The following is a 22,558-nucleotide window of genomic DNA, read 5'->3' as shown; positions in this document are numbered from 1 at the left end:
CTCCCGGCGCCGGCCCCGGCGCCGCGCGCGTCTTCAAGTGGCCCGGCCCCGGGTCCCGTACGGCTTCCGGCGGCCGGCTCCCGGCGGCCCGCCGGCCCGGTGCCTCTCGTACGGCAGGCCGAGCCCGGGACCCGACGCTCCCGCGCCGGGGAGAACCGGTACCTTCGTCCCCACGGGGTATCCAACGCACCGGCCCCGGAGGGGACTTCGTGGGGATCGAGAGCGACCAGCTGGTCTTCGACTATCTGAGCCGGGTCGGCGACCTGGCCCAGCAGCGGCAGTTGCCGTCGGACACCCGCATGCGCCTGGTCACGGAACTGCGCGAGGAGATCGACCGGCGCCGGGCCGGCTCCGACACCCCGGCAGCGGTCCGCCGCATCCTCGACCGGCTCGGCACCCCCGACGAGATCGTCGCGGCGGCCGGACAGGGCACCGCGGGAACCGGCGCCGGCACCCGGACCTGGGCCGCCGTGCCGTCCCAGCGCGCCGCCGCCGAACCGGAGGAGCGCCCCGGGAAACTGCGCCGTGTCGTCCCCCGCCCCCGCCCGGCCCAGGAGCGGCCCGCCGAGAGCACCGGCACCGACGTCCCCTCCCCGCCCCATCTGGCGAGCGCGGCCGAACTGGGCGACAGCGCGACCCGGCCCGACTGGTGGCGCGGCACCGGCAGCCCCTTCGGACTCGGCGACAGCGTGCCGGGGTTCGTCGGCGGCGTGGAGATCCCCGAGCTGCTCAAGCCGCCCCCGGGGGACAAGGAGGACGGCCCGGGGAAGGAGACGGACCCGGCCGAGGAGAGCGCGGCACCGGACCCCCGGGACGAGCCGGCAGCCGAGGCCACCCCCGCGCGCCGGCGGCTCCGCCGTCTGCTCCCGCGCGCCGGCGGATACACCAATCCGCTGCTCCTGCTCGCCGCCGCCCTCCTCGTCGCCGGCGCGGTCCTCGGCAACTGGTTCGCGCTCGGCCTCGGCTGGCTGATCGCCTACGGCTCGCGCCGGCTCACCCAGGCGGAGTCGAAGTGGGCCGTGCTCGTCCTGCCGGGGCTCTCCGTCACGGCGGGCGTCGTCTGGCTCTGGGGCCGCTCGGAGGGCCGGTGGGGCGCTCCCGTCGCCGAGGGCCACATGAACGAGGCGATGGCCGAGACCTGGCCCTTCGTCGTGCGGGGCGCGGCGATCGCCTCGGCCCTGTACCTGGCCTGGCGCTCCCAGCGCAGGCGCTGACCCCGGCCCACCGGAAGGTGCGGGCCTTCCGGAAAAGGTGTGGACCGTGTTCCCGGGAGCCTGGGCACAATGGCCCATATGACCTCACCTGCGCTGACCGTCGGCTTCGACCTCGACATGACCCTGATCGACTCCCGTCCCGGGATCCACGCCTGCTTCGAGGCGATGGCGGAACGGACGGGGACGTACATCGACTCCGATCTCGTGGTCACGCGGCTCGGGCCCCCGCTGGAGCAGGAACTCGCCCACTGGTTCCCGGCCGAGGACATACCGGCGATGGCCGACCTCTACCGCGCGATGTACCCCGAGCACGCGATCACCGGCACGCTCGCGATGCCCGGAGCGCGCGAGGCCGTCACGGCGGTACGGGCGGCGGGCGGCCGCGCACTGGTCGTGACCGCGAAGTGGGAGCCCAACGCCAGGCTGCACCTGGACCACCTCGGCATCGAGGCGGACGAGGTGGTCGGCAACCTGTGGGCCGAACAGAAGGCGGTCGCGCTGCGCGAGCACGGCGCGAGCGTGTACGTCGGCGACCACACCGGCGACGTACGCGGAGCGCGCACGGCTCAGGCGTACAGCGTGGCCGTGGCGACCGGTCCCTGCGACGCGGAGGAACTGCGCGCGGCGGGCGCGGACGTCGTCCTCGGCGACCTCACGGAGTTCCCGGCGTGGCTGGACAACCACCGCTGAGGGCACGCCGGACACGGCCCCGGCCGGACCCGCCGCCGGGACGACCGCCGCGGCCGTGAGGGGGGCGCCTCCGCCGGGAACGGCCGCCGTCAGGAACGGGCGGCGCGGGCCCGGCGGCGGCCCTGCGCGGCGGACTGGAGCACGCCCGCCCCGGCCAGCAGGAATCCGACACCCATGAGCATGCTCAAGCCGAACATGTAGAACGGAAAAGGTTTCGTACCGAGCAACAGCGGGGCCACGGTGACCAGTGTGGCCAACGCTCCGACGAAGAACACGATGGCACCGGCACGGATCAGCCGGTCACCGGCTTCAGCGGAATTCGCTTGGGTTTTGTCACGCACCCCACCAGGGTAGTTCCCTGCGCGAAGGAACAATCCAGCGACGTCTTGTCACGAGCCGACGGACCATTAGCCTTGGTACCGGCGGGTCGGCTGACCCGCTGTAGTGCTATCCAGAGGCGTTTCTCGGGCAGTTGCCCCCGCAACCTTCCGAGCTCTTCCCAGAGAAGTTTCCGACGAGTACGAGGACGAGGACAGACGTGCCCACCGGCAAAGTCAAGTGGTTCAACACTGAGAAGGGCTTCGGCTTTCTCTCCCGCGACGACGGCGGCGACGTCTTCGTCCATTCCTCGGTCCTGCCCGCCGGTGTAGACGCCCTCAAGCCCGGCCAGCGTGTCGAGTTCGGCGTCGTCGCCGGTCAGCGCGGCGACCAGGCCCTCTCGGTCACGCTGCTGGAACCGGCCCCGTCGGTCGCGGCCGCCCAGCGCCGCAAGCCGGACGAACTGGCGTCCATCGTCCAGGACCTGACGACCCTGCTCGAGAACATCACGCCCACCCTGGAACAGGGCCGCTACCCGGACAAGACCTCGGGCAAGAAGATCGCGGGTCTGCTGCGCGCGGTCGCCGACCAGCTCGACGTGTGAGGCCCGGGCGCGAGCCGGGGATCAGGGAAAGGCCAGCGCGTCCGGTCCGAGGGGCGGTACGAGCCCCTCGGCCGCCGCACGGGTGAGCAGCCCGCGGACCGCCGCGTAACCGGGCTCGCCCAGATCGGCCGTGAACTCGTTGACGTACAGGCCGATGTGCTGGTCCGCGACGCCCGGGTCCATCTCCTGGGCGTGCTCCAGGACGTAGGCACGGGAGGCCTCGGGGTCGTCCCAGGCGGCGCGGACCGAGGCCCGTGCGGCCTCGGCGAGCTCCAGCAGCCGCTCGGCCCCCAGCGACCGCCTGGCGATGATCGCGCCCAGCGGGATCGGCAGCCCGGTGGTCCGCTCCCAGTGCTCGCCCATGTCGGCGAGCTTGTGCAGCCCGTAGTTCCGGTACGTGAAACGCGCCTCGTGGATGACGAGTCCCGCGTCGACCTTCCCGTCCCGCACGGCCGGCATGATCTCGTGGAACGGCATGACCACGATCTCGCCGACTCCGCCGGGAACCGTGTCCGCCGCCCACAGCCGGAACAGCAGATACGCCGTCGACCGCTCGCTCGGCACGGCGACCGTGCGGCCGGTCAGGTCCGTACCGGCCTCCTTGGTCAGGACGAGCGGACCGCAGCCCCGCCCGAGCGCGCCGCCGCACGGCAGCAGCGCGTAGTCGTCGAGGACGTACGGCAGTACGGCGTACGACACCTTCAGTACGTCGAACTCGCCGCGCTCGGCCATGCCGTTGGTGATGTCGATGTCCGCGAAGGTCACGTCCAGCGCGGGCGCCCCCGGGACACGGCCGTGCGCCCAGGCGTCGAAGACGAACGTGTCGTTGGGGCAGGGCGAGTAGGCGATCCGCAGGGTGTCGGCGGATTCAGTGGGTGCGCTCATGTGGGTTCCAACTCTCCAAGAGGGGCCCCAGCTTCCCGAATGCCCCGGTGAGGGCCGCGAGGGCTTCGCCGATGCGCCACGCGGCGCGGTCCCGCGGGCCGACGGGATTGGACACCGCGCGGATCTCCAGCACCGGCACACCGTGCGCGGCGGCCGCCTCGGCCACCCCGAAGCCCTCCATCGCCTCGGCGAGGGCGTGCGGGTGCCGGGCGCGCAGTTCGGCGGCGCGCGCCGTGCTGCCGGTCACGGTCGACACGGTGAGGACCGTGCCGACGGCGGCGCCGGTGACGGACGCGGTCTCCCGTACGAGTGATTCCGGAGGCCGGTGGCTGACGGTCCCGAAGCCGAGCTCGGTGACCGGCAGGAACCCCTCCGGCGCCTCGGCGCCCAGGTCCGCCACCACGATGTCGTCGGCGACCACGAGCGAGCCCACGGGCGCGCCGGGCTGGAATCCCCCCGCGATCCCCGCGCAGACGACGAGGGCGTAGGGCACGCCGCCGAGGGCGGCGGCGGTCAGCGCGGCGGACACGGAGGCGGCGGCGCGGGCGGGGCCGACACCGGCGGCGAGCAGATCGAGCCCGCCGGTCCGGTGGAGCGTCGCCCCCGGGATCCGTATCTCCTGCGCCGTGCCGGACGACGCCGCGGCCACCGCTTCCGACTCCACGGAGACGGCGGTGGCCACGAGCACCCTCGGCCCGGCGGCGGCGATCAGTTGTCCGAGTCCTTCTTGAACTTGAAGGACCACAGGCCGGTGGGCGACGTCTTGCCCTCCCTGACGGAGACGAGCGTCGAGTTGCCGGTGGCGCCGTACTGCTGGTTGAAGAAGACGCTGCCCGGGATCGTCAGGTACGTCTTGTTGGTGGTCTCGGGCAGCAGCTGCTGCCCGTTCATCAGGATCGTCCAGCCTTCGTCCGCGATCTTCGGGTCCACGCCGAACCGCACGGTCTCGTCGGGGTCGACGGTGATGGACTTGATGTCCTTGGACCGCAGGCAGCCCGTCAGGTCCGCCTTGAGGGCGTCGCCGTCGTTGTAGCAGTCGGCCTCGGAGCTCACCGACTTGGTGCCGACCGTGACGGTGGCGATCGGTGTCGGCTTGTCACAGGCGGACAGGGTGAGGAGTCCGGCGGAAACGGCGCCGACCGTGGCGACGGCGCGGCGACGGCGCGCAGCGCGTTGTCCATTAGCGGCTCTGCCGCGGGGCAGGGAGGTCATGACCGAAGGCTATCGGGCACGCCCACCGGTGCCCCCACGTGGGGTGCGGCGTGCCGCGTGTGGCCCCCGCGCGGCTCAGGAGACACGGCCGCGGGCCGATCCCCCGCGCCGTGCCACCAGAAGCAGCCCCCGCACGGTCGTCAGCCATCCGACGGCGACGATCCCGGCGGCGACGGAGAGCCCGAGCGGTCCGTTGAGCGGCATCGCGATACCGATGGCCCCGCCGAGCACCCAGGCCATCTGGAGCAGTGTCTCGGAGCGCGCGAACGCCGAATTCCGGACAAGTTCGGGGACGTCACGCTGGATCAGGGCGTCCAGGGACAGCTTGGCGAGAGCCTGCGCGAAGCCGGCGACCGCCGCGAGGCACGCCACCATCAGGGTGCCGAAGAAGAGTGCCGCCGTGACCGCCGCGGCCACCACGACCGCCACCACCGTCACGATGATGATCTCCGGGGCGCGCTGCTTCAGCCAGGCTCCGACGGCCGTGCCGAGCGCGTTGCCCACGCCTGCCGAGACGACCACCAGGCCGAGAGAGACCGCCGCGCTCTTGCCGGTGAGCGGGTGCTCGCGCAGCAGGAAGGCGAGGAAGAAGATCAGGAAGCCGGACAGGCAGCGCAGCGAGGCGTTGGCGCCGAGCGCGTGGGTGACGGCCGTTCCGACCGTCCGCAGTCCGGGGCGCGGGGGTTTCTTCAGATGCGGGCCGTGCAGATGGTCCGCGTCGGCGGCGAGCAGTGCCGTGTCCTCGCCCTTGGCGGAGTCGACCTTGGGCGGCAGCGAGAACGACAGGAACGTGCCCAGGATGAAGATCGTGAAGGCGCCGTAGAGCGGATAGCGAGCGCCCGCCGACTGGAGCAGGGCGGCGACGGGCGCGGCCACACCTGTGGCCAGGAGTCCACCCAAGGTGACCCGGGAATTGGCTTTGACCAGGGAGAACGTGGGTGGCAGGAGCCGGGGCACGACGGCGCTGCGCACCACGCCGTACGCCTTGGAGGCGACGAGCACGCCGAGCGCGGCGGGATACAGCTCGAAGGTGCCGGTGACGACCGCGCTCGCCAGCATCAGGGCGAGCATGGCCCGCGCGAGCATCGAGCCCGCCATCGCGGCCCGCCGGCCGTGCGGCAGCCGGTCGAGCAGCGGACCGATCACGGGGGCGAGGATGGCGAAGGGTGCCATCGTGATGCCCAGGTACAGGGCGACTCTTCCGCGGGCCTCGTCGGTCGGCACGGAGAAGAACACGGTGGACGCCAGCGCCACGGTGATCATGACGTCGCCCGCGCCGTTCACCGCGTGCAGTTCGATCAGTTTCCCGAGGCCCGACTCGCCCGCTCCGTGCGCGTGCGTGGCCTTGCGGATGCCGCGGACCGTCCGCGTCACGGGGAAGTGCAGGGCACGCCCCACCGCACGGACGGATCCGGTCACCCGGCCCGATCCGCCATTTCGGTTGGTCCCCTTGGCGCCACCGACACCGGTTGCTCCCTGGGGTGACCTTGCGGACGCCACTCCGTCATAGTGCCCCGAGTTCGGGGTGCGTAGTGCGGTTACCGCGCGTACGGGGGCCGAGTGGGGCCGATCGGACCGGGCGGGACGCTTGGGCGCGTCGCGGACATCCGGCGCCCGGCGCCGGGGGAAACCCCGCGGAGGGACGGACTCCGGGGGGCCGCGGAGCGGCAAAGATCCCGGCGCGGGGTCCCGAAGACGCCCGCCGGTGTGGGCCCAGGGGCCAGGAGAAGGTAGCGTGCGTAACGCGCCTGCGGCGATTGTTCTCGGCCGCGCGCCTCTCGGCCATCCCGCAGAATGGATGGCGTAGGTGCGCCCGAGTGCGATCGGGCGCGGACGTCGACGCGGCCCACCGGTCCGCTCCGTCCGCACCCCCGCCGAGGACTGGCGCACCCGTGAGACGGCGTAGGAGAGAAGCGATACCTGTGAGCGCAGCGACAACGCGAAGCCGCACCCCGGACCGTCTGTGCGCCGAGGCCGTCGACCTCGCCCGCGCGGCCGCCGAGGAGGCCGCGTACCCCGGCGTCGTCGGCGAGCACCTCGGGCTGGTCTCCGAGGGGGACCGCGTTGTCACGCACTACTTCGAGTGCAAGGAACCCGGGTACCGCGGCTGGCGCTGGGCGTCCACCGTGGCCCGTGCCTCGCGGGCGAAGATCGTCACCCTCGACGAGACGGTGCTGCTGCCCGGCACGGACGCCCTGCTGGCCCCGGAGTGGGTGCCGTGGAGCGAGCGGCTCCGCCCCGGTGACATGGGCCCCGGGGACCTGCTTCCCACGGACGCCGAGGACCTCCGGCTGGAGCCGGGCTGGTCCGGCGAGGACGAGCCCGCGCCGAACTCCGCGGTCTCCGAGGACATGGCCGAGCTGGTGGAGGCGGAGGACGCGGAGGTGACCGCGGGCACGCCCGCGCAGCTGCCGATGACTCCGCGCCGGGGCTCGATCGCCGCCGTCGCCGAGGAACTGGGGCTCCGCCGGGCCCGGGTCCTCTCCCGGTACGGGCTGCATGTCGCGGCCGACCGCTGGGAGGACTCGTTCGGCGCCAAGACGGCCATGGCGCAGGCCGCGCCCGCCACGTGCGTGAGCTGCGGCTTCCTGAACCGTATCGGGGGCTCGCTCGGGCAGGCGTTCGGTGTCTGTGCGAACGAGTTCTCGCCGGCGGACGGGCGGGTGGTGTCTCTCGCGTACGGGTGCGGAGGGCACTCCGAGGCCGCCGTCATGCCGACGCCGCCGCGGCCGCCGCTTCCCGTGATCGACGAGACCCAGGTGGATCCCTTCCCGCTGCGTCCGTCCCCGGACTCGGGCTCGGTCCCGTCCACCACGGACGAGTCCGAGGCGGAGCTGGGGCATTCCTAGCTCTCCACTGGCCCCGGGGCCTCGACCGGGGGGCGGGGAACCGGTGCTTTCACCTCCCCCGGCACGAACGCTCCCCAGCCGTTCATCGCCCCCTCCGCCCCTACCCGTCCCACCCTGGGGCTCCGCCCCAGACCCCGCTCCTCAAACGCCGGAGGGGCTGGATTTTCCCGGCCGGGGCTGAAGCTTCACCGGCGGGTGCTGAATTTTCCCCGCCCGGGGCTGAAACTTCCCCGGCTGGGGCTGGAGCTTCACCGGCTGGGGCTGGAGGCTCACCAGCCGGGGCCGAAATGGTCCGCCACCACGACGCACCCGCAGCCGGGATGCGACGCGAGGGGACGTGCCGGTACATCGATGGCCGTCGCCACTAACGGTCACTTCTCTGCCCGACAGCGGCGGCCTGATGCACCGGCGCGGCCCCGGCCCACCCACCGGCGGGACCCGCGACGCCCACCGGTGACGGCCCCGACCCACCCACCGGTACCGGCGGCGGCCTGATGCACCGGCGCGGCCCCGGCCCACCCGCCGGTGACGGCCCCGGCCCACCCGCCGGGCCGGAGTCGGAGAACGCTCGCGGTACCTTCATGCCGCGACGCGGTGCAGCATTCGCGGTCGCGTCAGGCGAGAGGGAGAGTGAACCCGTGAGTAAGTTCGTGCGGCCGGCTGCCGAGGGTGCGGACCCGTTCGGCACGGCCCGCCTGCGCCGCGGAGTACTGGACGCCTGGGCGGCCAGCCCGGCCAGGTTCCGCGAGGACGCCAACGCCGAGGAGGACCTCGTCCTCGGCGGGTACCGCGACCGCCTCGTCGTGGAACTCGCCCAGAACGCCGCCGACGCCTCGGCCCGCGCCGGCGCCCCCGGCCGCCTGCGCCTCACACTCCGCGACGGCGTCCTGGTGGCGGCCAACACCGGCGCCCCCCTGGACGCGACCGGCGTCGAATCCCTCGCCACCCTCAGGGCCTCCGCGAAGCGGGACGCCCACGACACGGCCGTGGGCCGCTTCGGCGTCGGCTTCGCGGCGGTCCTCGCCGTCACCGACGAGCCCGCCGTCGTGGGCCGGCACGGCGGCGTCCGCTGGGCGCTCGCCGAGGCCCGCGACCTCGCCGCCGGCACCGCCACCGACAGCCCCGGCCTCGGCGACGAGATCCGCCGCCGGGACGGCCACGTGCCGCTGCTGAGGCTTCCGTTCGCGGCCGAGGGCACCGCCCCGGCCCCGTACGACACCGCCGTGATCCTCCCGCTGCGCGACACCGCCGCCGAGGACCTCGCCGAGCGCCTCCTGCGGAACATCGACGACGCCCTCCTGCTGGCCCTCCCGGGCCTGGAGGAAGTGGTCGTGGAGATCGGCGACGCGGAGGTCCGCACCCTGCGCCGGACCACCGCCGAGCACGGCGCCGTCATCGACGACTCCCGCGACGGCACCACCCGCTACCGCACGGTCGCGGCACACGGCACCCTCGACCCCGCCCTGCTCGCCGACCGCCCGGTCGAGGAGCGCCTGCGCCCGCACTGGTCCGTGACCTGGGCCGTCCCGGTCGGCCCCGAGGGAGCCCCGGCCCGCCCGAGGACCAGCCCCGTCGTGCACGCGCCGACGCCGAGCGACGAGGCCCTAGGCGTGCCCGCGCTCCTCATCGCCTCGTTCCCGCTCGACACCACCCGGCGCCACACGGCCCCCGGCCCGCTGACGGACTTCCTGGTGGAGCGCGCGGCGGACGCCTACGCCGAACTCCTCGCGTCCTGGCGGCCGGTGGACACCGGGATCATCGACCTGGTGCCCGGCCCGCTCGGCAAGGGCGAGCTCGACGGAGCGCTGCGTCAGGCGGTCCTGGACCGGCTGCCGCGCACCGCCTTCCTGCCGCCCGCCGCCCCGCCGGCGGGCCCGCCGGCCGTCGACACCCCCGAGGACTGGCCGGGGAGCAGCCCCACGGACACCCCGGCCGCCCTGCGGCCGCGCGACGCCGAGGTGGTGGAGGGCGCGGGCGCCGAGACCGTCCGGGTGCTCGCCGAGGTGCTGACGGGCCTGCTGCCCGCCGGGCTCGAACGGCGAGTGGAGCTGCGCACACTGGGCGTCGCCCGGGTCCCGCTCACCGAGGCCGTGGACCGGCTGGCCGGCCTGGAGAAGGACCCGGAGTGGTGGTACCGCCTGTACGACAGCCTCGCCGGGGTCGACCCGGACCGGCTGTCGGGACTGCCGGTGCCGCTGGCCGACGGCCGTACGACGATCGGGCCCCGCCAGATCCTGCTGCCCACCCCCGAGGGGTCCCTGGTCGCCCCCGCCACGCTGGCCAGGCTCGGCCTGAAGGTCGCGCACCCGGACGCGGCCCACCCCCTCCTGGAGAAGCTGGGCGCTCTGCCGGCCTCGCCCCGCGCGGTGCTCACGACGCCGCAGGTGCGGGCCGCGGTGGCCGCCTCGCTCGACGACGAGGGCGGCGCGTGGGACGAGGACACCCTGGACGCGGAGGAGCTCGCGGACACCGTCCTCGCGCTGGTCCGTGACGCCGCGCTCGAACCCGGCGACGAGCCCTGGCTGGGCGCGCTCGCCCTGCCGGACGACGAGGGTGAACTCGTGCCCGCCGGCGAACTCGTGCTGCCCGGAAGCCCGTTCGCCCGGATCATGCGCGAGGACGAACTGGCCTCCGTCGATTCCGAGTTGGCCGAGCGCTGGGGCGAGCAGCCGCTCGCCGCCTGCGGCGTCCTCGCGGGCTTCGCCCTGGTGCGCGCCACCGACGTCGTGCTCGACCCGGACGAACTGGAGCCGCGCGAGGGGGACTTCGCCGAGCCGGACGACGCGGGTCTGCTGGACGCGGTGGACGTGTGGTGCGAGGACGTCCTGGACCGGCTGCCCGACTCGCCGGTGCCGCCCGTCGCCACGGAGATCGTGGCCGTACGGGATCTGGACCTGGTGGACGACGACCACTGGCCGCAGGCCCTGGCGCTGCTCGCCCGGCCGCCGCTGCGGGACGCGATCATCCAGCAGGTGCGCGTCCTGCTCCCGGACGGCACGCACGAGATCGTCCGGCCGTACACGGCGTGGTGGCTGCGCGGCCATCCGGTGCTCGACGGGCGCCGGCCCGCCGGTCTGCGGGCAGCCGGCGGCGATCCGCTGCTGCGGGGTCTGTACGACGAGGCCGACGCGACCGGTTTCGACGACGAGCAGGTCCTGCGGGCGCTCGGTGTCCGCACCTCCGTTGCTGCCCTGCTCGACGAGCCGGGCGGAGCGGCGGAACTGCTCGACCGGCTCGCCGACCCCGACCGCCCGGTCTCGGGGGCCCAACTGCACGGCTTGTACAGCGCGCTGGCCGACCTCGACCCCGAGCGGGTGACGCTGCCGGACGAGCTGCGGGCGGTCGTGGACGGCGAGGTGCGGGTCGTGGACGCGGCCGACGCGGTGGTCGTGGACTCACCGGACCTGCTGGCCTTCACCGACGGGGTGCCGCTGCTGCCGGTGCCTCCGTCGCGGGCCGCCGAGCTCGCCGAGCTGTTCCAGGTGCGCCGGCTCAGCGAGTCCGTCACCGGCGAGGTGACCTCCGAGGGCACCGAGCACGACGTACCGGAGTCCGTACGGGTCCTGCTGGGCCCGGCGACCCCCGCCTCGTACGTCGAGCACGAGGAGCTGGTGGTCGACGGCACCGAGCTCGACTGGCGCCGTACGCGCGACGGGGTCCTGCACGCTTCCACCCTGGAGGGTGTCGCCGCCGGACTCGCCTGGTCCGCGGGCCAGTGGCCGCGCCGCTTCGAGGTCGCCGCGCTGCTGGAGGATCCGTCCCGCACGGAGGAGCTGGCCCGGGACCGCTGGTTCGACTGACCCGGCCCGCGGCATTCGCGCGGCACGTCTGCCCGGTCCCGGGAATTCCGGGGCCGGGCTTTTCTCTGTGCTTCACCATCGCCGCGTCATGCGCACCTAAAAACTGCGATTCCCTTACCCCGCCCGTACAACCCGTCCCGCCTCTCACTAATCTCACCCTTCGAGTCAACAGACTCACCGATCACTTGGGTCCCGTGAGGAACGACCATCTCCGGGCCCCCCTTTCTCCACCTGGGGAATCCCATGCGCATACGAGCCGCCGTGGCCGCCGTGACCGGCGCCCTGGCCCTTTCCGCTCTCGCCGTGCCGGCCGCACAGGCCGCAGGCAACCCGCTGGCCGACGTCACCGTCTCCAACGTCGTGATCAACAGCGGTAAGAACATCGTGGTCGGCGCTTCCGCTCAGGTCACGGTCAGTGCGTCCTACACCGTGACGCACCCCGCGAGCCTCAGCGCGAGCTCCTTCATCAGCGGTCCGCTGCTCTACCGCGGTACCTCGATCACCTCGCCGAGCGAAGCTCTCATCGGCGGCGACGACCCCGGTACCTGCACCGCCTCGTCCTCCACCGTGCTCAAGTGCACGGCCAAGATCCAGTTCCGTCCGGCCGCCACCGGCGACTACGACGACCTGGCCAACTCCCAGGCCGGCAGCTGGAAGGTCGGTTCGGTCGCCCTCGACAACAGCGGGCACACCAAGTGGCAGAACGACCTCGGCGCGGCGAAGGTCCAGCGCCTGTCGAAGCTGACGGTCAACGCCGCCCCCGAGCCGGTCAAGAAGGGCAAGACCGTCACGGTCACCGGTGCCCTGACCCGTGCGAACTGGGACAGCCACAAGTACGCGGGCTACACGGGCCAGCCGGTGAAGCTGCAGTTCCGTAAGGCCGGCAGCAGCACGTACACCACGCTGAAGACGGTCACGACGGACAGCTCCGGCAACCTGAAGACCACCACGACGGCCACCGCCGACGGTTACTTCCGCTACAGCTTCGCGGGCACCACGACCACCCCGGCCGTCAGCGCCGCGGGCGACTACGTCGACGTGCAGTAACACGCGCTCCGGCCGGACGACGATCCAGCCGGGCAACCGGGCGTGACCTGAATCCCCGGCCCTCCACGGGCCGGGGATTCCTGTTTGTCCCCGCCCGCTCACGCGTAAGAAAAAAGTTCATCCAACGTACAACCATTCGACGACCTGGATGATCTTTTCACCTGAGTCATCAGACTCCACGATCATTTGGGCCCCCGTGCCCCCGAGCCGCGAGGCTCGACCGCACCCGGGCTCTATCTCCACTGGGGGATTGCATGCGCATGAGTGCCACTGTGGCCGCCGTCTCCGGCGCCCTGGCTCTTTCCGCTCTCGCCGTTCCGGCCGCGCAGGCGGACGGTCACGGCTCGCTCGCCTCGCTGGCGCCGTCCACCTCGAAGGTCACGCCGTTCACCGGCTCCTCGCCCGCGGACGAGACGGTCGGCGACACCAAGATCACGAGCGTTACCGTCAACGGTGGCAAGGACATCGTCGTCGGCACCACGCTCAAGAAGTCCTTCACCATCTCGGTGTCGGCCAGCGACCCGACCGGCATCTACGACGGCTATGCCCAGCTCTGGCACGGCTCGGACGTGGACAGCCCCGACGGCGTCCTCGTTCCGGACGCCGACACGGGCACCTGCACCGCCACCGGCGCCACCACCGGGACCTGCAAGGTCACGATCGTCGCCGACCCGAACGAGAACATCTACTCCAACATCCTGGCCGGCACCTGGAAGGTGTGGGTCGGTGCCATGGGCAACGACTACGACTACACCATCGTCGACGCCTACAAGACCGCCCGGGTGCAGCGCGCCTCCAAGCTGACGGTCAATGCCGCGCCGGAGCCGGTGAAGAAGGGCAAGACCGTCACGGTCACCGGCAAGCTCTCCCGCGCCAACTGGGACGACCTCCAGTACCACGGCTACGCCGGCCAGTCGGTGCAGCTCCAGTTCCGCAAGAAGACCAGTGACACGTACACCACGCTGAAGACGATCAAGTCGGACAGCGTCGGCAACCTGAAGACGACCACGACGGCCACCGTCGACGGTTACTTCCGCTACAGCTTCGCGGGCACCACGACCACCCCCGCCATCAAGGCCACGGGTGACTACGTCGACGTGCAGTAACACCTGATGCGCCCAGAGGCCCCCGGCTCCAGTGCCGGGGGCCTCTGGTCCGTCCGGAACGGCTCACAAAAAGTTCACCCCGCGTACAACCTTGTGAAGGCGTCGGCGATCATGTCTTCCGAGTCAACGGACTCCATGATCACTTGGACCCCGCGATCGCCGGCCGTCAGGCCCGGCCGCCGTCGGGGCCCCTTTCTCCACGTGGGGATCGCATGCGCATACGTGCCACTGTGGCCGCCCTCTCCGGCGCCCTGGCTCTTTCCGCCCTCGCCGTACCCGCCGCCCAGGCGACGGGCGGTCACTCGTTCGACCACGACGACGTCCAGAAGATCGCGCAGGCCGCGCGCGAGGCCGCCGACGGCAAGTCGGCCTACACCGGCTCCACGGGCGAGGACGGCGAGCCGTACCCGCTGGACGTCACCTTCTCCGCCGTGAAGGTCAACAACGGCAAGCCGATCGTGGTGGGCGTCAGCAACAAGGTCACGGTCCCCGTCACCTTCACCGTGACGCACGCCGCGGACGTCGACATCTACGCCTCCGACACGTACATGGACATCGAGCTCTACCGCGGCTCCTACGAGGACCAGGCCAACTGGCTGGTCGGCCCCGACTGGCCGAGCTGCACCGACGTCTCCGCCACGAAGGCGAACTGCACGAGCACCATCGAGGCCGACCCGACCTGGGACTTCGTGGGCAACGAGGACGCCACCACGTGGAAGGCCGACGGTTACGTCCTCGACTTCAACGACCAGGACCCGCTGGGCGAGGACATCGACTGGAGCCAGGTCGGCTTCGCCGGTGCCGGCGACCTCGCCACCACCAAGCTCCAGCGCTACTCCAAGCTGACGGTCAACGCCGCGCCGGAGCCGGTGAAGAAGGGCAAGACCGTCACGGTCACCGGCAAGCTCTCCCGCGCCAACTGGGACGACTTCGCCTACCACGGCTACACGGGCCAGTCGGTGAAGCTGCAGTTCCGCAAGAAGAGCAGCAGCACCTACACCACGATCAAGACGATCAAGTCGGACAGCACCGGCAACCTGAAGACCACCACGACGGCCACCGTCGACGGTTACTTCCGCTACAGCTTCGCGGGCACCGCGACCACCCCGGCCGTCAACGCCGCGGGTGACTACGTCGACGTGCAGTAGTCAGGTGATCTAGCCCTACGCGGGTACGCGGCGGTCGACCCATCTCCACAGGAATTCCAGGACGGCCGCCGCCGTCACCGAGATCAGCACCGCGATCCACGGCATCGTCGTGCCGACCAGCTTCAGCGCGAAGAAGTGCTGGAGCCTCGGCACGACGAGCACCAGCAGGAACGCCCCGCCCATCGAGGCGACGAGGCAGATCCGCCACCAGGTGTAGGGCCGGGCGATGATCGCGAGCACCCACATCGAGACCAGGAACAGCGTCAGCGTCGCGGCGCTCGTCTCCGCCTCCAGTGCGCCCTCTCCCGTGTAGTAGTGGCGCGCGATCAGATACATCAGGAAGGTGGCCGCTCCGGCGACGACGCCGCCCGGGATCGAATACCGCATGACCCGCCGCACGAAGTGGGGCTGAGCGCGCTCCTTGTTGGGGGCGAGGGCGAGGAAGAACGCCGGGACGCCGATCGTGAGGGTGGACAGCAGGGTCAGGTGACGCGGCAGGAACGGGTACTCGACCTGCCAGCACACCACCAGCACGGCCAGCAGCACCGAGTAGACCGTCTTCACCAGGAACAGCGTCGCGACCCGGGTGATGTTCCCGATGACCCGGCGGCCCTCGCCGACCACCGAGGGCAGGGTCGAGAAGCTGTTGTTCAGCAGCACGATCTGGGCCACCGCGCGGGTCGCCTCGGACCCCGAGCCCATGCTGACCCCGATGTCGGCGTCCTTCAGGGCCAGGACGTCGTTCACACCGTCGCCGGTCATCGCCACCGTGTGCCCGCGGGCCTGCAGGGCACCGACCATGTCCCGCTTCTGCTGCGGGGTGACCCGTCCGAAGACCGTGCCCTTCTCCAGGGACTTGGCCATCTCCTCGCGCTCGTCCGGCAGGCGGCGCGCGTCCACGACCTCGCCGGTGAGCCCCAGCTTCCCGGCGACCGCTCCCACCGACACCGCGTTGTCACCGGAGATGACCTTGGCCTTGACGTCCTGCTCGGCGAAGTAGCGCAGGGTGTCGGCCGCGTCCGGGCGCAGCCGCTGCTCCAGTACGACCAGCGCGGCGGGCCGGGCGGCCTCCGCGGCGCCGGGGTCGTCGAGGTCCTTGGTGGTCCTGGCGAGCAGCAGCACCCGCAGCCCCGCCTCGTTGAGGCGCTCGGTCTCGGCGAGCGCCTTGTCCTCGGCTGCCAGCAGCACGTCGGGGGCGCCGAGCAGCCAGGTGCTCGACTCGCCGTTGCCCTCGCTGAAGCCCGCGCCGCTGTATTTGCGGGCGGAGGAGAAGGGCAGGGACTGGGTGCAGCGCCACTCCTCGCTGTCCGGGTAGGCGGCCATGATCGCCTGGAGGGAGGCGTTCGGCCGCGGATCCGACTCGCCGAGCGCGCCGAGGACCTTGCGCAGGTACGACTCGTCCGCGCCGTTCAGCGGCCGCAGTTCCGTGACGTCCATGCCGCCCTCGGTGAGGGTGCCGGTCTTGTCGAGGCAGACGGTGTCGATGCGGGCCAGGCCCTCGATGGCGGGAAGCTCCTGGACGAGGCACTGTTTTCGGCCGAGGCGGATCACGCCGATCGCGAAGGCGACGGAGGTGAGCAGGACCAGGCCCTCCGGGACCATCGGCACGATCCCGCCGACGGTCCGCGCGACGGAGTCCTTGAAGCCGTGCTGCTTGACGACGAGCTGGCTGATGATCAGGCCGATGGCGGTCGGGATCATCATCCACGTCACGTACTTGAGGATCGTGGAGATGCCGGTGCGCAGCTCGGAGTGGACCAGCGTGAACCGCGAGGCCTCCTCCGCGAGCTGTGCCGCGTACGCCTCCCGGCCCACTTTCGTCGCCGTGAAGGCGCCGCTGCCGGCGACCACGAAGCTGCCGGACATCACCGGGTCGCCGGCGTGCTTGACCACGGGGTCGGCCTCACCGGTGAGCAGCGACTCGTCGATCTCCAGCCCGTCGGCCTCGGCGCAGGTTCCGTCGACGGCGACCTTGTCGCCCGGCCCGATCTCTATGAGGTCCCCGAGCACGATCTGCGAGGACCGCACCTCGGCGGCGACGCCGTCCCTGCGGACGGTGGGTTTCACCTCGCCGATGACCGCGAGCGAGTCCAGGGTCTTCTTGGCGCGCCACTCCTGGATGATGCCGATCCCGGTGTTGGCGATGATCACGTAGCCGAACAGGCTGTCCTGGAACGGCGCCACGAACAGCATGACCAGCCACAGGACGCCGATGATCGCGTTGAAGCGGGTGAACACGTTCGCCCGGACGATCTCGCCGATGGAGCGGCTGCTGCGCACCGGGACGTCGTTCACCTCGCCGCGCGCGACCCGCTCGGCCACCTCGGCGGCCGACAGCCCCTCGGCCCGCCGGGAGGCGGCCATGGGCACGGGGTGTACGGGATCCAGTCCGGCGCCCGCGTCGGTGTGGGTCATGCCATCGACGGTACGTGCGGATATGCGGCTTCACCCGCCGAGTGCGCCAAAGTTCCGACCTGGGGAGGACCGGGGGCGGCGGGCAATGCTGCCGTGGGTGGAGAAAGTCCCTTACTCCGTCACGGGGGTGGCGGGGGAGCCGCCCGCCCGGGCGCGCTTGATCGCGGCGTCACGCTTGCGGACGTACCAGATGCCGATCAGCCCGAGGCCCGCGCCGGCCAGACAGGTCCACAGCCACCACAGGTGTCCGTGGTCGTCGAACCAGCCGTAGAACGGGAGCTGCACCAGGAAGAGGACGAACCAGAGGATCGTGCCGCCCGTGATGGTGGCGACCACGGGGCCCTCCAGGGGCTCCGGCGCCTCGTGCTTGGGGGTCCACTTCGCCATGTGCACAGCTTACGAGGGTCCGCGACCGGTTGTGTTCGCACCCGGTCTCCCTATGTACGGCAAGGGTCTACGCGCGGAGATAGCGATTTCTGACTCATATGTTCATACTGAAACGGTCCGAGTCTGGCCAGTTGTATTCGTATAAAACACCAACAGCGACCTGGGGGAACCTGCTGGTGAACGACTGCTGACCAGGCTCGATCACGTCCCGTCCCCCTGCACGTTTGAGGACCCGCATGTCCACCTCGGCCGCCACCAAGGCCCCCGCCCCGCAGGAGCCGGAGTCCCGGCCCGCGCAGAGCGCTCTCGACCGCTTCTTCAAGATCTCCGAGCGGGGCTCCAGCCTTCCGCGCGAGATCCGCGGCGGTTTCGCCACCTTCTTCGCGATGGCGTACATCATCGTGCTGAACCCGATCATCCTGGGCAGCGCGAAGGACATGTACGGGCACCACCTCGACAACGGGCAGCTCGTGACCGCGACCGCGCTGACCGCGGCCTTCACCACGCTCCTCATGGGCGTCATCGGCAACGTGCCCATCGCGCTGGCCGCCGGCCTCGGCGTGAACACGGTCGTCGCCCTCCAGCTCGCCCCCCGGATGTCCTGGCCGGACGCCATGGGCATGGTGGTCCTCGCGGGCTTCGTCGTGATGCTCCTGGTCGCCACCGGTCTGCGCGAGCGCGTCATGAACGCGGTGCCGCTCGGCCTGCGCAAGGGCATCGCGATCGGCATCGGCCTGTTCATCATGCTGATCGGCCTGGTCGACTCCGGCTTCGTCACGCGGATCCCGGACATCGCCCAGACGACCGTCCCGCTCCAGCTCGGCACCGACGGCCACCTGCACGGCTGGCCCGTGCTGGTCTTCATCCTCGGCACCCTGTTCACCCTCGCGCTGATGGTGCGCAAGGTGCCCGGCGCCATCCTCATCTCGATCGTCACCATGACGGTCGTCGCGGTGATCATCAACGCGGTCACCACCGTGCCCAACTGGGGACTGACCGTCCCGAAGTGGCCCGGTAACCCGGTCGAGGCCCCGGACTTCGGGCTCGTCGGCCAGTTCAGCCTCTTCGGCGGCTTCAGCAAGGTCGGCGTGCTGACCGGCATCCTCTTCGTCTTCACCGTGCTGCTGTCGTGCTTCTTCGACGCGATGGGCACGATCATGGGCATCAGCGACGAGGCCAAGCTGACGGACGCGCAGGGCAACATGCCCGGCATCAACAAGGTCCTCTTCGTCGACGGCATCGCCGTCGCCGCGGGCGGCGCCTCCTCCTCGTCGGCCACCACGTGCTTCGTGGAGTCCACGGCCGGCGTCGGCGAGGGCGCCCGCACGGGCTTCGCGAACGTGGTCACCGGCGCGCTCTTCGCCGTGGCCCTCTTCCTGGCCCCCGTCGCCACGATGGTCCCGGCCCAGGCCGCCACCCCGGCGCTGATCGCGGTCGGCTTCCTGATCATGTCCCACTCGGTCAAGGAGATCGACTGGGCGGACTACACGATCGCCATCCCGGCCTTCGTGACGATGATGATGATGCCGTTCACCTACTCGATCACCAACGGCATCGGGATGGGCTTCATCACCTTCGTCGTGCTGCGCCTGGCGGCGGGCCGCAGCCGTGAGGTCCCGGTCGCCATGTACGTGGTGGCGGCGGTCTTCACCTTCTACTACCTCATGCCGGCCCTCGGCCTGACCTGAGCGCCATAGGCCGGGCGGGGGTCCGTACGACCCCCGGCGGCACCCGCGGGGTCACGTGACCCCGTAGAACTTCTCCGTCTCCTCGACGGCGGTCTGGAACCGCTCGTCGAAGTCGTCGCGAATGAGCGTCCGGACCACATAGTCCTGGACGCTCATTCCGCGTTTCGCGGCATGGTCGCGGAGCCGGTCGAGCAGCTCCCCGTCGATACGCAGGCTGAGCACGCTGGTCCCCATGGAGTCGAGGGTCGCCGCTTCCCGACCGGATCCGGGTCACTTTCCGGAGCGATCTCACTCATATGAGTGATCCCCGCGTCCGATGGCGCGTTTCGGGGGTGCCCCGTTGTTCTTTAGCGAGAGTAATGAGTTACGCTAAAGAACATGCCTGACCTCACCCATGGCGACGACGAGGCCGCCGTGAACGCCTTGCGCTCCGCAGTGATGCGGTTGTCGCGTCGACTCAAGCACCAGCGGGTCGACGAGTCGCTGAGCCCCACCGAGATGTCGGTGCTCGGCACCCTCGCCCGCTGCGGCAGTGCCACGCCCGGCGAGCTCGCCCGCAAGGAACACGTGCAGCCGCCGTCGATGACCCGCATCGTCGCGCTGCTCGAAGCCAAGGAGCTGGTCAGGCTGGAGCCGCACCCCGAGGACCGGCGCCAGAAGGTGGTGACGCAGACCGACAAGGCCGAGGCAATGCTCGAGGAGAGCCGCCGCAGGCGGAACGCGTTCCTGGCCGGACTGGTCGAGGCCCTCGACGAGGACGAGTGGGCCAAGCTCCGCGAGGCCGCTCCCGTCCTGGAGAAGCTCGCGCACATCTGACCGACGGCGGCCCTCCCGCGCTCCGCGACCCCGGTCCGGATCACCGGTCACGCATCGGATCACTGATCTCGGTTCGGATCACTGATCTTGGTTCGGATCACCGGTCTCGGCCCCGAGATCACCGGTCTCGGCCCCGAGATCACCGGTCTCGGCCCGGATCAGCGATCTCGGTCCGGATCAGCGATCGCGGAGCACGAGGGCCCGCCCTGCCCCGCAAGCGCCGACGCCCCCCATGACGCCGACGTCCACGACTGCCCTGGAGGCGAGCCCTTTTGAGTACGGGACCCGGAGCACACTCCGCCCCCGCACCAGCCACCCACGACTCCACAGCCACCCGCGACTCCCCCCGCTCCTCCTCGATGTTCAGCTCGCTGAAGATCCGTAACTACCGCCTGTTCTTCCTGGGCCAGGTCGTCTCCAACACCGGCACCTGGATGCAGCGCATCGCCCAGGACTGGCTGGTGCTCAGCCTCACGGGCTCCTCCGCCGCGGTCGGTGTCACCACCGCGCTCCAGTTCCTGCCGATGCTGCTCTTCGGCCTGTACGGCGGTGTTCTCGTCGACCGCCTCCCCAAGCGGCCGACGCTGCTGGTGACGCAGACGGCGATGGCCCTCACCGGCCTCGTGCTCGCCTTCCTCACGCTCTCCGGACACGTCCAGGTCTGGCACGTCTACCTCGCCGCGTTCGCCGTCGGCATGGCCACCGTGGTCGACAACCCGGCACGCCAGTCCTTCGTCTCCGAGATGGTCGGTCCCGGCCAGCTCCAGAACGCCGTCAGCCTGAACTCGGCCAACTTCCAGTCCGCGCGGCTGGTCGGACCCGCCGTCGCGGGCCTGCTGATCACCGGAGTGGGCACCGGCTGGGCCTTCCTGCTGAACGGCCTGTCGTTCGTGGCCCCGCTGGCGAGTCTGCTGCTGATGCGGTCCCGTGAACTGCACGTCGTCGAGCGGGCGCCACGCGCCAAGGGCCAGCTGCGCGAGGGCCTCCGCTATGTCGCCGGGCGCCCCGAACTGATCTGGCCGATCGTCCTCGTCGGCTTCATCGGCACCTTCGGCTTCAACTTCCCCGTCTGGCTGTCGGCGTACGCGGACGACATCTTCGACTCGGGCGCCGGGGCCTACAGCCTCTTCAACACGCTGATGGCGCTGGGTTCGCTGGCCGGAGCGCTGCTCGCGGCCCGGCGCGGCACGGCCCGGCTCCGCGTGCTGATCGCGGCGGCGGTGGCGTTCGGCGCGCTGGAGGTGGTCGCCGCCACGGCTCCCACGCTCTGGCTGTTCTCGCTCCTGATGGTCCCGATCGGCATCTTCGGGCTGACGGTGAACGTCACCGCGAACACCTCGGTCCAGATGGCCACCGACCCGGCCATGCGCGGCCGGGTCATGGCGCTGTTCATGATGGTCTTCGTGGGCGGCTCACCGCTCGGCGCGCCGCTGATCGGCTGGGTCACGGACGTCTACGGCCCCCGCGTGGGCTTCGCGCTCGGCGGCCTGGTCTCGATGGCCGCCGCGACGGCGATCGGTCTGGTCCTCGCCCGTCTCGGCGGGCTGCGGGTCTCCCTCGGGTGGCATCACGGCCGCCCGCGCGTCCGCTTCGTCCCGCGGGCCCGGAGCGAGGAGCGGGTCGCCACCGCGGTGTGACCCGGCGACGCGAGAGGCGGCCGACCCCGTACGGGCCGGCCGCCTCTCGCGTACTCCCGTGTGCTGATCGCCGTTCCCTGGAAGGCTGGGGGCATGAGACTCTTCGCGGCCGTCCTGCCCCCCGCCGGTGCGATGCGTGAGCTGGCACCGGCGGTGGACGCGTTGCGGCGGACGCCGGGTGCGGACGCCCTGCGGTGGACGGACCGCCCCGGCTGGCACTTCACGCTCGCGTTCTACGGCGAGGTGGCCGACGAGACCGTCCCGGACCTCACGGAGCGACTGCTGCGGGCCGGCCGGCGCACCGATCCGTTCCCGCTGTCCCTGCGCGGCGGCGGGCACTTCGGCGGGCGGGCCCTGTGGGTGGGCGCGGCGGGGGACATCGCGGCCATGCGGCTGCTGGCGGACCGGGCGGAGGCGGCGGGCCGCAAGGCGGGCGTCGAGATGGAGGAGCACCGCCGCTACCGGCCGCATCTGACGGTGGCCCGCAGCCGCGACTCCGCGGACTTCAGGCCGTACGTCGCCGCGCTGGACGCGTTCGCCGGGAAGTCCTGGACGGTGGGTGAGCTGTGTCTCGTCCGCAGCAACCTGCCGACGTCGGGAGTGCCCGGTGAGCAGCCGCGATACGAGACGGTGGCCGCCTGCCCGCTGGGGGCGGGCGACGGGAGCGGTCCCGCGGCCCGTTAACCTCGTTGGCGTGAACCCGAAGACCCGTAACCGGATCATGGCCGGTGTGCTCGTGCTG

General features: G+C 71.5%; 20 protein-coding genes. 12 read left to right on the top strand and 8 right to left on the bottom strand.

Features of this window, described 5'->3' with window-relative positions:
- The first annotated feature begins 209 nt into the window (after positions 1-209).
- Positions 210-1,214 (top strand): HAAS signaling domain-containing protein, encoded by a 1,005-nt coding sequence (locus ACFYYF_RS28595; protein WP_388780437.1) that lies wholly within the window; start codon positions 210-212, stop codon positions 1,212-1,214.
- Positions 1,215-1,283: 69 nt separating this feature from the next.
- Positions 1,284-1,904, top strand: coding sequence for an HAD family hydrolase (locus ACFYYF_RS28590; RefSeq protein WP_388780436.1), 621 nt, complete (start codon positions 1,284-1,286; stop codon positions 1,902-1,904).
- Between the two features lie 89 nt (positions 1,905-1,993).
- Here the strand turns inward: ACFYYF_RS28590 and ACFYYF_RS28585 are convergent, their stop codons facing one another.
- Entirely contained in the window at positions 1,994-2,245 is a 252-nt protein-coding gene (locus ACFYYF_RS28585; protein ID WP_361678625.1) for a hypothetical protein, read from the bottom strand.
- 197 nt (positions 2,246-2,442) lie between these two features.
- On the opposite strand from ACFYYF_RS28585, the gene ACFYYF_RS28580 reads away from it, so the two are divergent.
- A complete protein-coding gene (locus tag ACFYYF_RS28580) occupies positions 2,443-2,826 on the top strand; it encodes a cold-shock protein (protein ID WP_361678622.1) in 384 nt (127 codons plus the stop codon).
- 21 nt (positions 2,827-2,847) lie between these two features.
- Here ACFYYF_RS28580 and ACFYYF_RS28575 read toward each other — a convergent pair whose 3' ends face one another.
- From ACFYYF_RS28575 to ACFYYF_RS28560, 4 genes are all read right to left on the bottom strand, one after another.
- Entirely contained in the window at positions 2,848-3,711 is an 864-nt protein-coding gene (locus ACFYYF_RS28575) for a 1,4-dihydroxy-6-naphthoate synthase (RefSeq protein ID WP_388780435.1), read from the bottom strand.
- Positions 3,695-4,399, bottom strand: coding sequence for a futalosine hydrolase (locus tag ACFYYF_RS28570; RefSeq protein WP_388780522.1), 705 nt, complete (start codon positions 4,397-4,399; stop codon positions 3,695-3,697). The genes ACFYYF_RS28575 and ACFYYF_RS28570 overlap by 17 nt, the downstream gene beginning before the upstream one ends.
- Before the next feature lie 20 nt (positions 4,400-4,419).
- Positions 4,420-4,923, bottom strand: coding sequence for a DUF2771 domain-containing protein (locus tag ACFYYF_RS28565; RefSeq protein ID WP_361678616.1), 504 nt, complete (start codon positions 4,921-4,923; stop codon positions 4,420-4,422).
- Positions 4,924-4,998: 75 nt separating this feature from the next.
- Positions 4,999-6,423 (bottom strand): MFS transporter, encoded by a 1,425-nt coding sequence (locus ACFYYF_RS28560; protein ID WP_361678613.1) that lies wholly within the window; start codon positions 6,421-6,423, stop codon positions 4,999-5,001.
- 422 nt (positions 6,424-6,845) lie between these two features.
- Between ACFYYF_RS28560 and ACFYYF_RS28555 the strand changes: the two genes are divergently transcribed.
- The 5 genes from ACFYYF_RS28555 (at position 6,846) to ACFYYF_RS28535 (ending at position 14,873) form a co-directional block, all read left to right on the top strand.
- On the top strand, positions 6,846-7,772 hold the full coding sequence (locus ACFYYF_RS28555; protein WP_361678610.1) for a DUF3027 domain-containing protein: 927 nt from the start codon (positions 6,846-6,848) through the stop codon (positions 7,770-7,772).
- A gap of 638 nt (positions 7,773-8,410) precedes the next feature.
- Positions 8,411-11,572 carry a sacsin N-terminal ATP-binding-like domain-containing protein gene (locus tag ACFYYF_RS28550; RefSeq protein ID WP_388780434.1) on the top strand — a complete coding sequence of 1,054 codons (3,162 nt, stop codon included), beginning with the start codon at positions 8,411-8,413 and terminating at the stop codon, positions 11,570-11,572.
- Between the two features lie 243 nt (positions 11,573-11,815).
- Complete coding sequence (locus ACFYYF_RS28545; protein WP_388780433.1) at positions 11,816-12,619, top strand: hypothetical protein; 804 nt, start codon at positions 11,816-11,818, stop codon at positions 12,617-12,619.
- Between the two features lie 260 nt (positions 12,620-12,879).
- A complete protein-coding gene (locus tag ACFYYF_RS28540) occupies positions 12,880-13,725 on the top strand; it encodes a calcium-binding protein (RefSeq protein ID WP_388780432.1) in 846 nt (281 codons plus the stop codon).
- Positions 13,726-13,937: 212 nt separating this feature from the next.
- On the top strand, positions 13,938-14,873 hold the full coding sequence (locus ACFYYF_RS28535) for a hypothetical protein (RefSeq protein ID WP_388780431.1): 936 nt from the start codon (positions 13,938-13,940) through the stop codon (positions 14,871-14,873).
- A 15-nt stretch (positions 14,874-14,888) separates the two neighbouring features.
- Here the strand turns inward: ACFYYF_RS28535 and ACFYYF_RS28530 are convergent, their stop codons facing one another.
- Positions 14,889-17,288 (bottom strand): cation-translocating P-type ATPase, encoded by a 2,400-nt coding sequence (locus ACFYYF_RS28530; protein ID WP_361678595.1) that lies wholly within the window; start codon positions 17,286-17,288, stop codon positions 14,889-14,891.
- 111 nt (positions 17,289-17,399) lie between these two features.
- Complete coding sequence (locus ACFYYF_RS28525) at positions 17,400-17,675, bottom strand: DUF2530 domain-containing protein (RefSeq protein WP_388780430.1); 276 nt, start codon at positions 17,673-17,675, stop codon at positions 17,400-17,402.
- 236 nt (positions 17,676-17,911) lie between these two features.
- Between ACFYYF_RS28525 and ACFYYF_RS28520 the strand changes: the two genes are divergently transcribed.
- Positions 17,912-19,363: an NCS2 family permease gene (locus ACFYYF_RS28520; protein ID WP_361678589.1), complete on the top strand. Its 1,452-nt coding sequence runs from the start codon at positions 17,912-17,914 to the stop codon at positions 19,361-19,363.
- A gap of 51 nt (positions 19,364-19,414) precedes the next feature.
- On the opposite strand, the gene ACFYYF_RS28515 is transcribed toward ACFYYF_RS28520, so the two are convergent.
- A complete protein-coding gene (locus tag ACFYYF_RS28515; RefSeq protein WP_037624226.1) occupies positions 19,415-19,597 on the bottom strand; it encodes a hypothetical protein in 183 nt (60 codons plus the stop codon).
- 144 nt (positions 19,598-19,741) lie between these two features.
- Between ACFYYF_RS28515 and ACFYYF_RS28510 the strand changes: the two genes are divergently transcribed.
- The 3 genes from ACFYYF_RS28510 (at position 19,742) to thpR (ending at position 22,500) form a co-directional block, all read left to right on the top strand.
- A complete protein-coding gene (locus ACFYYF_RS28510; protein ID WP_339130041.1) occupies positions 19,742-20,179 on the top strand; it encodes a MarR family transcriptional regulator in 438 nt (145 codons plus the stop codon).
- Between the two features lie 272 nt (positions 20,180-20,451).
- Complete coding sequence (locus ACFYYF_RS28505; RefSeq protein ID WP_388780429.1) at positions 20,452-21,816, top strand: MFS transporter; 1,365 nt, start codon at positions 20,452-20,454, stop codon at positions 21,814-21,816.
- A 93-nt stretch (positions 21,817-21,909) separates the two neighbouring features.
- The gene (gene thpR, locus ACFYYF_RS28500; protein ID WP_388780428.1) at positions 21,910-22,500 is read left to right on the top strand and encodes an RNA 2',3'-cyclic phosphodiesterase; all 591 of its coding nucleotides are present in this window, start codon (positions 21,910-21,912) and stop codon (positions 22,498-22,500) included.
- Positions 22,501-22,558 lie beyond the last annotated feature (58 nt).

The organism is Streptomyces sp. NPDC001914, from assembly GCF_042891215.1.
GTDB lineage: Bacteria > Actinomycetota > Actinomycetes > Streptomycetales > Streptomycetaceae > Streptomyces.
The sequence above is the reverse complement of the archived record's forward strand: the minus strand, read 5'-3'. Positions and strand labels throughout refer to the sequence as shown.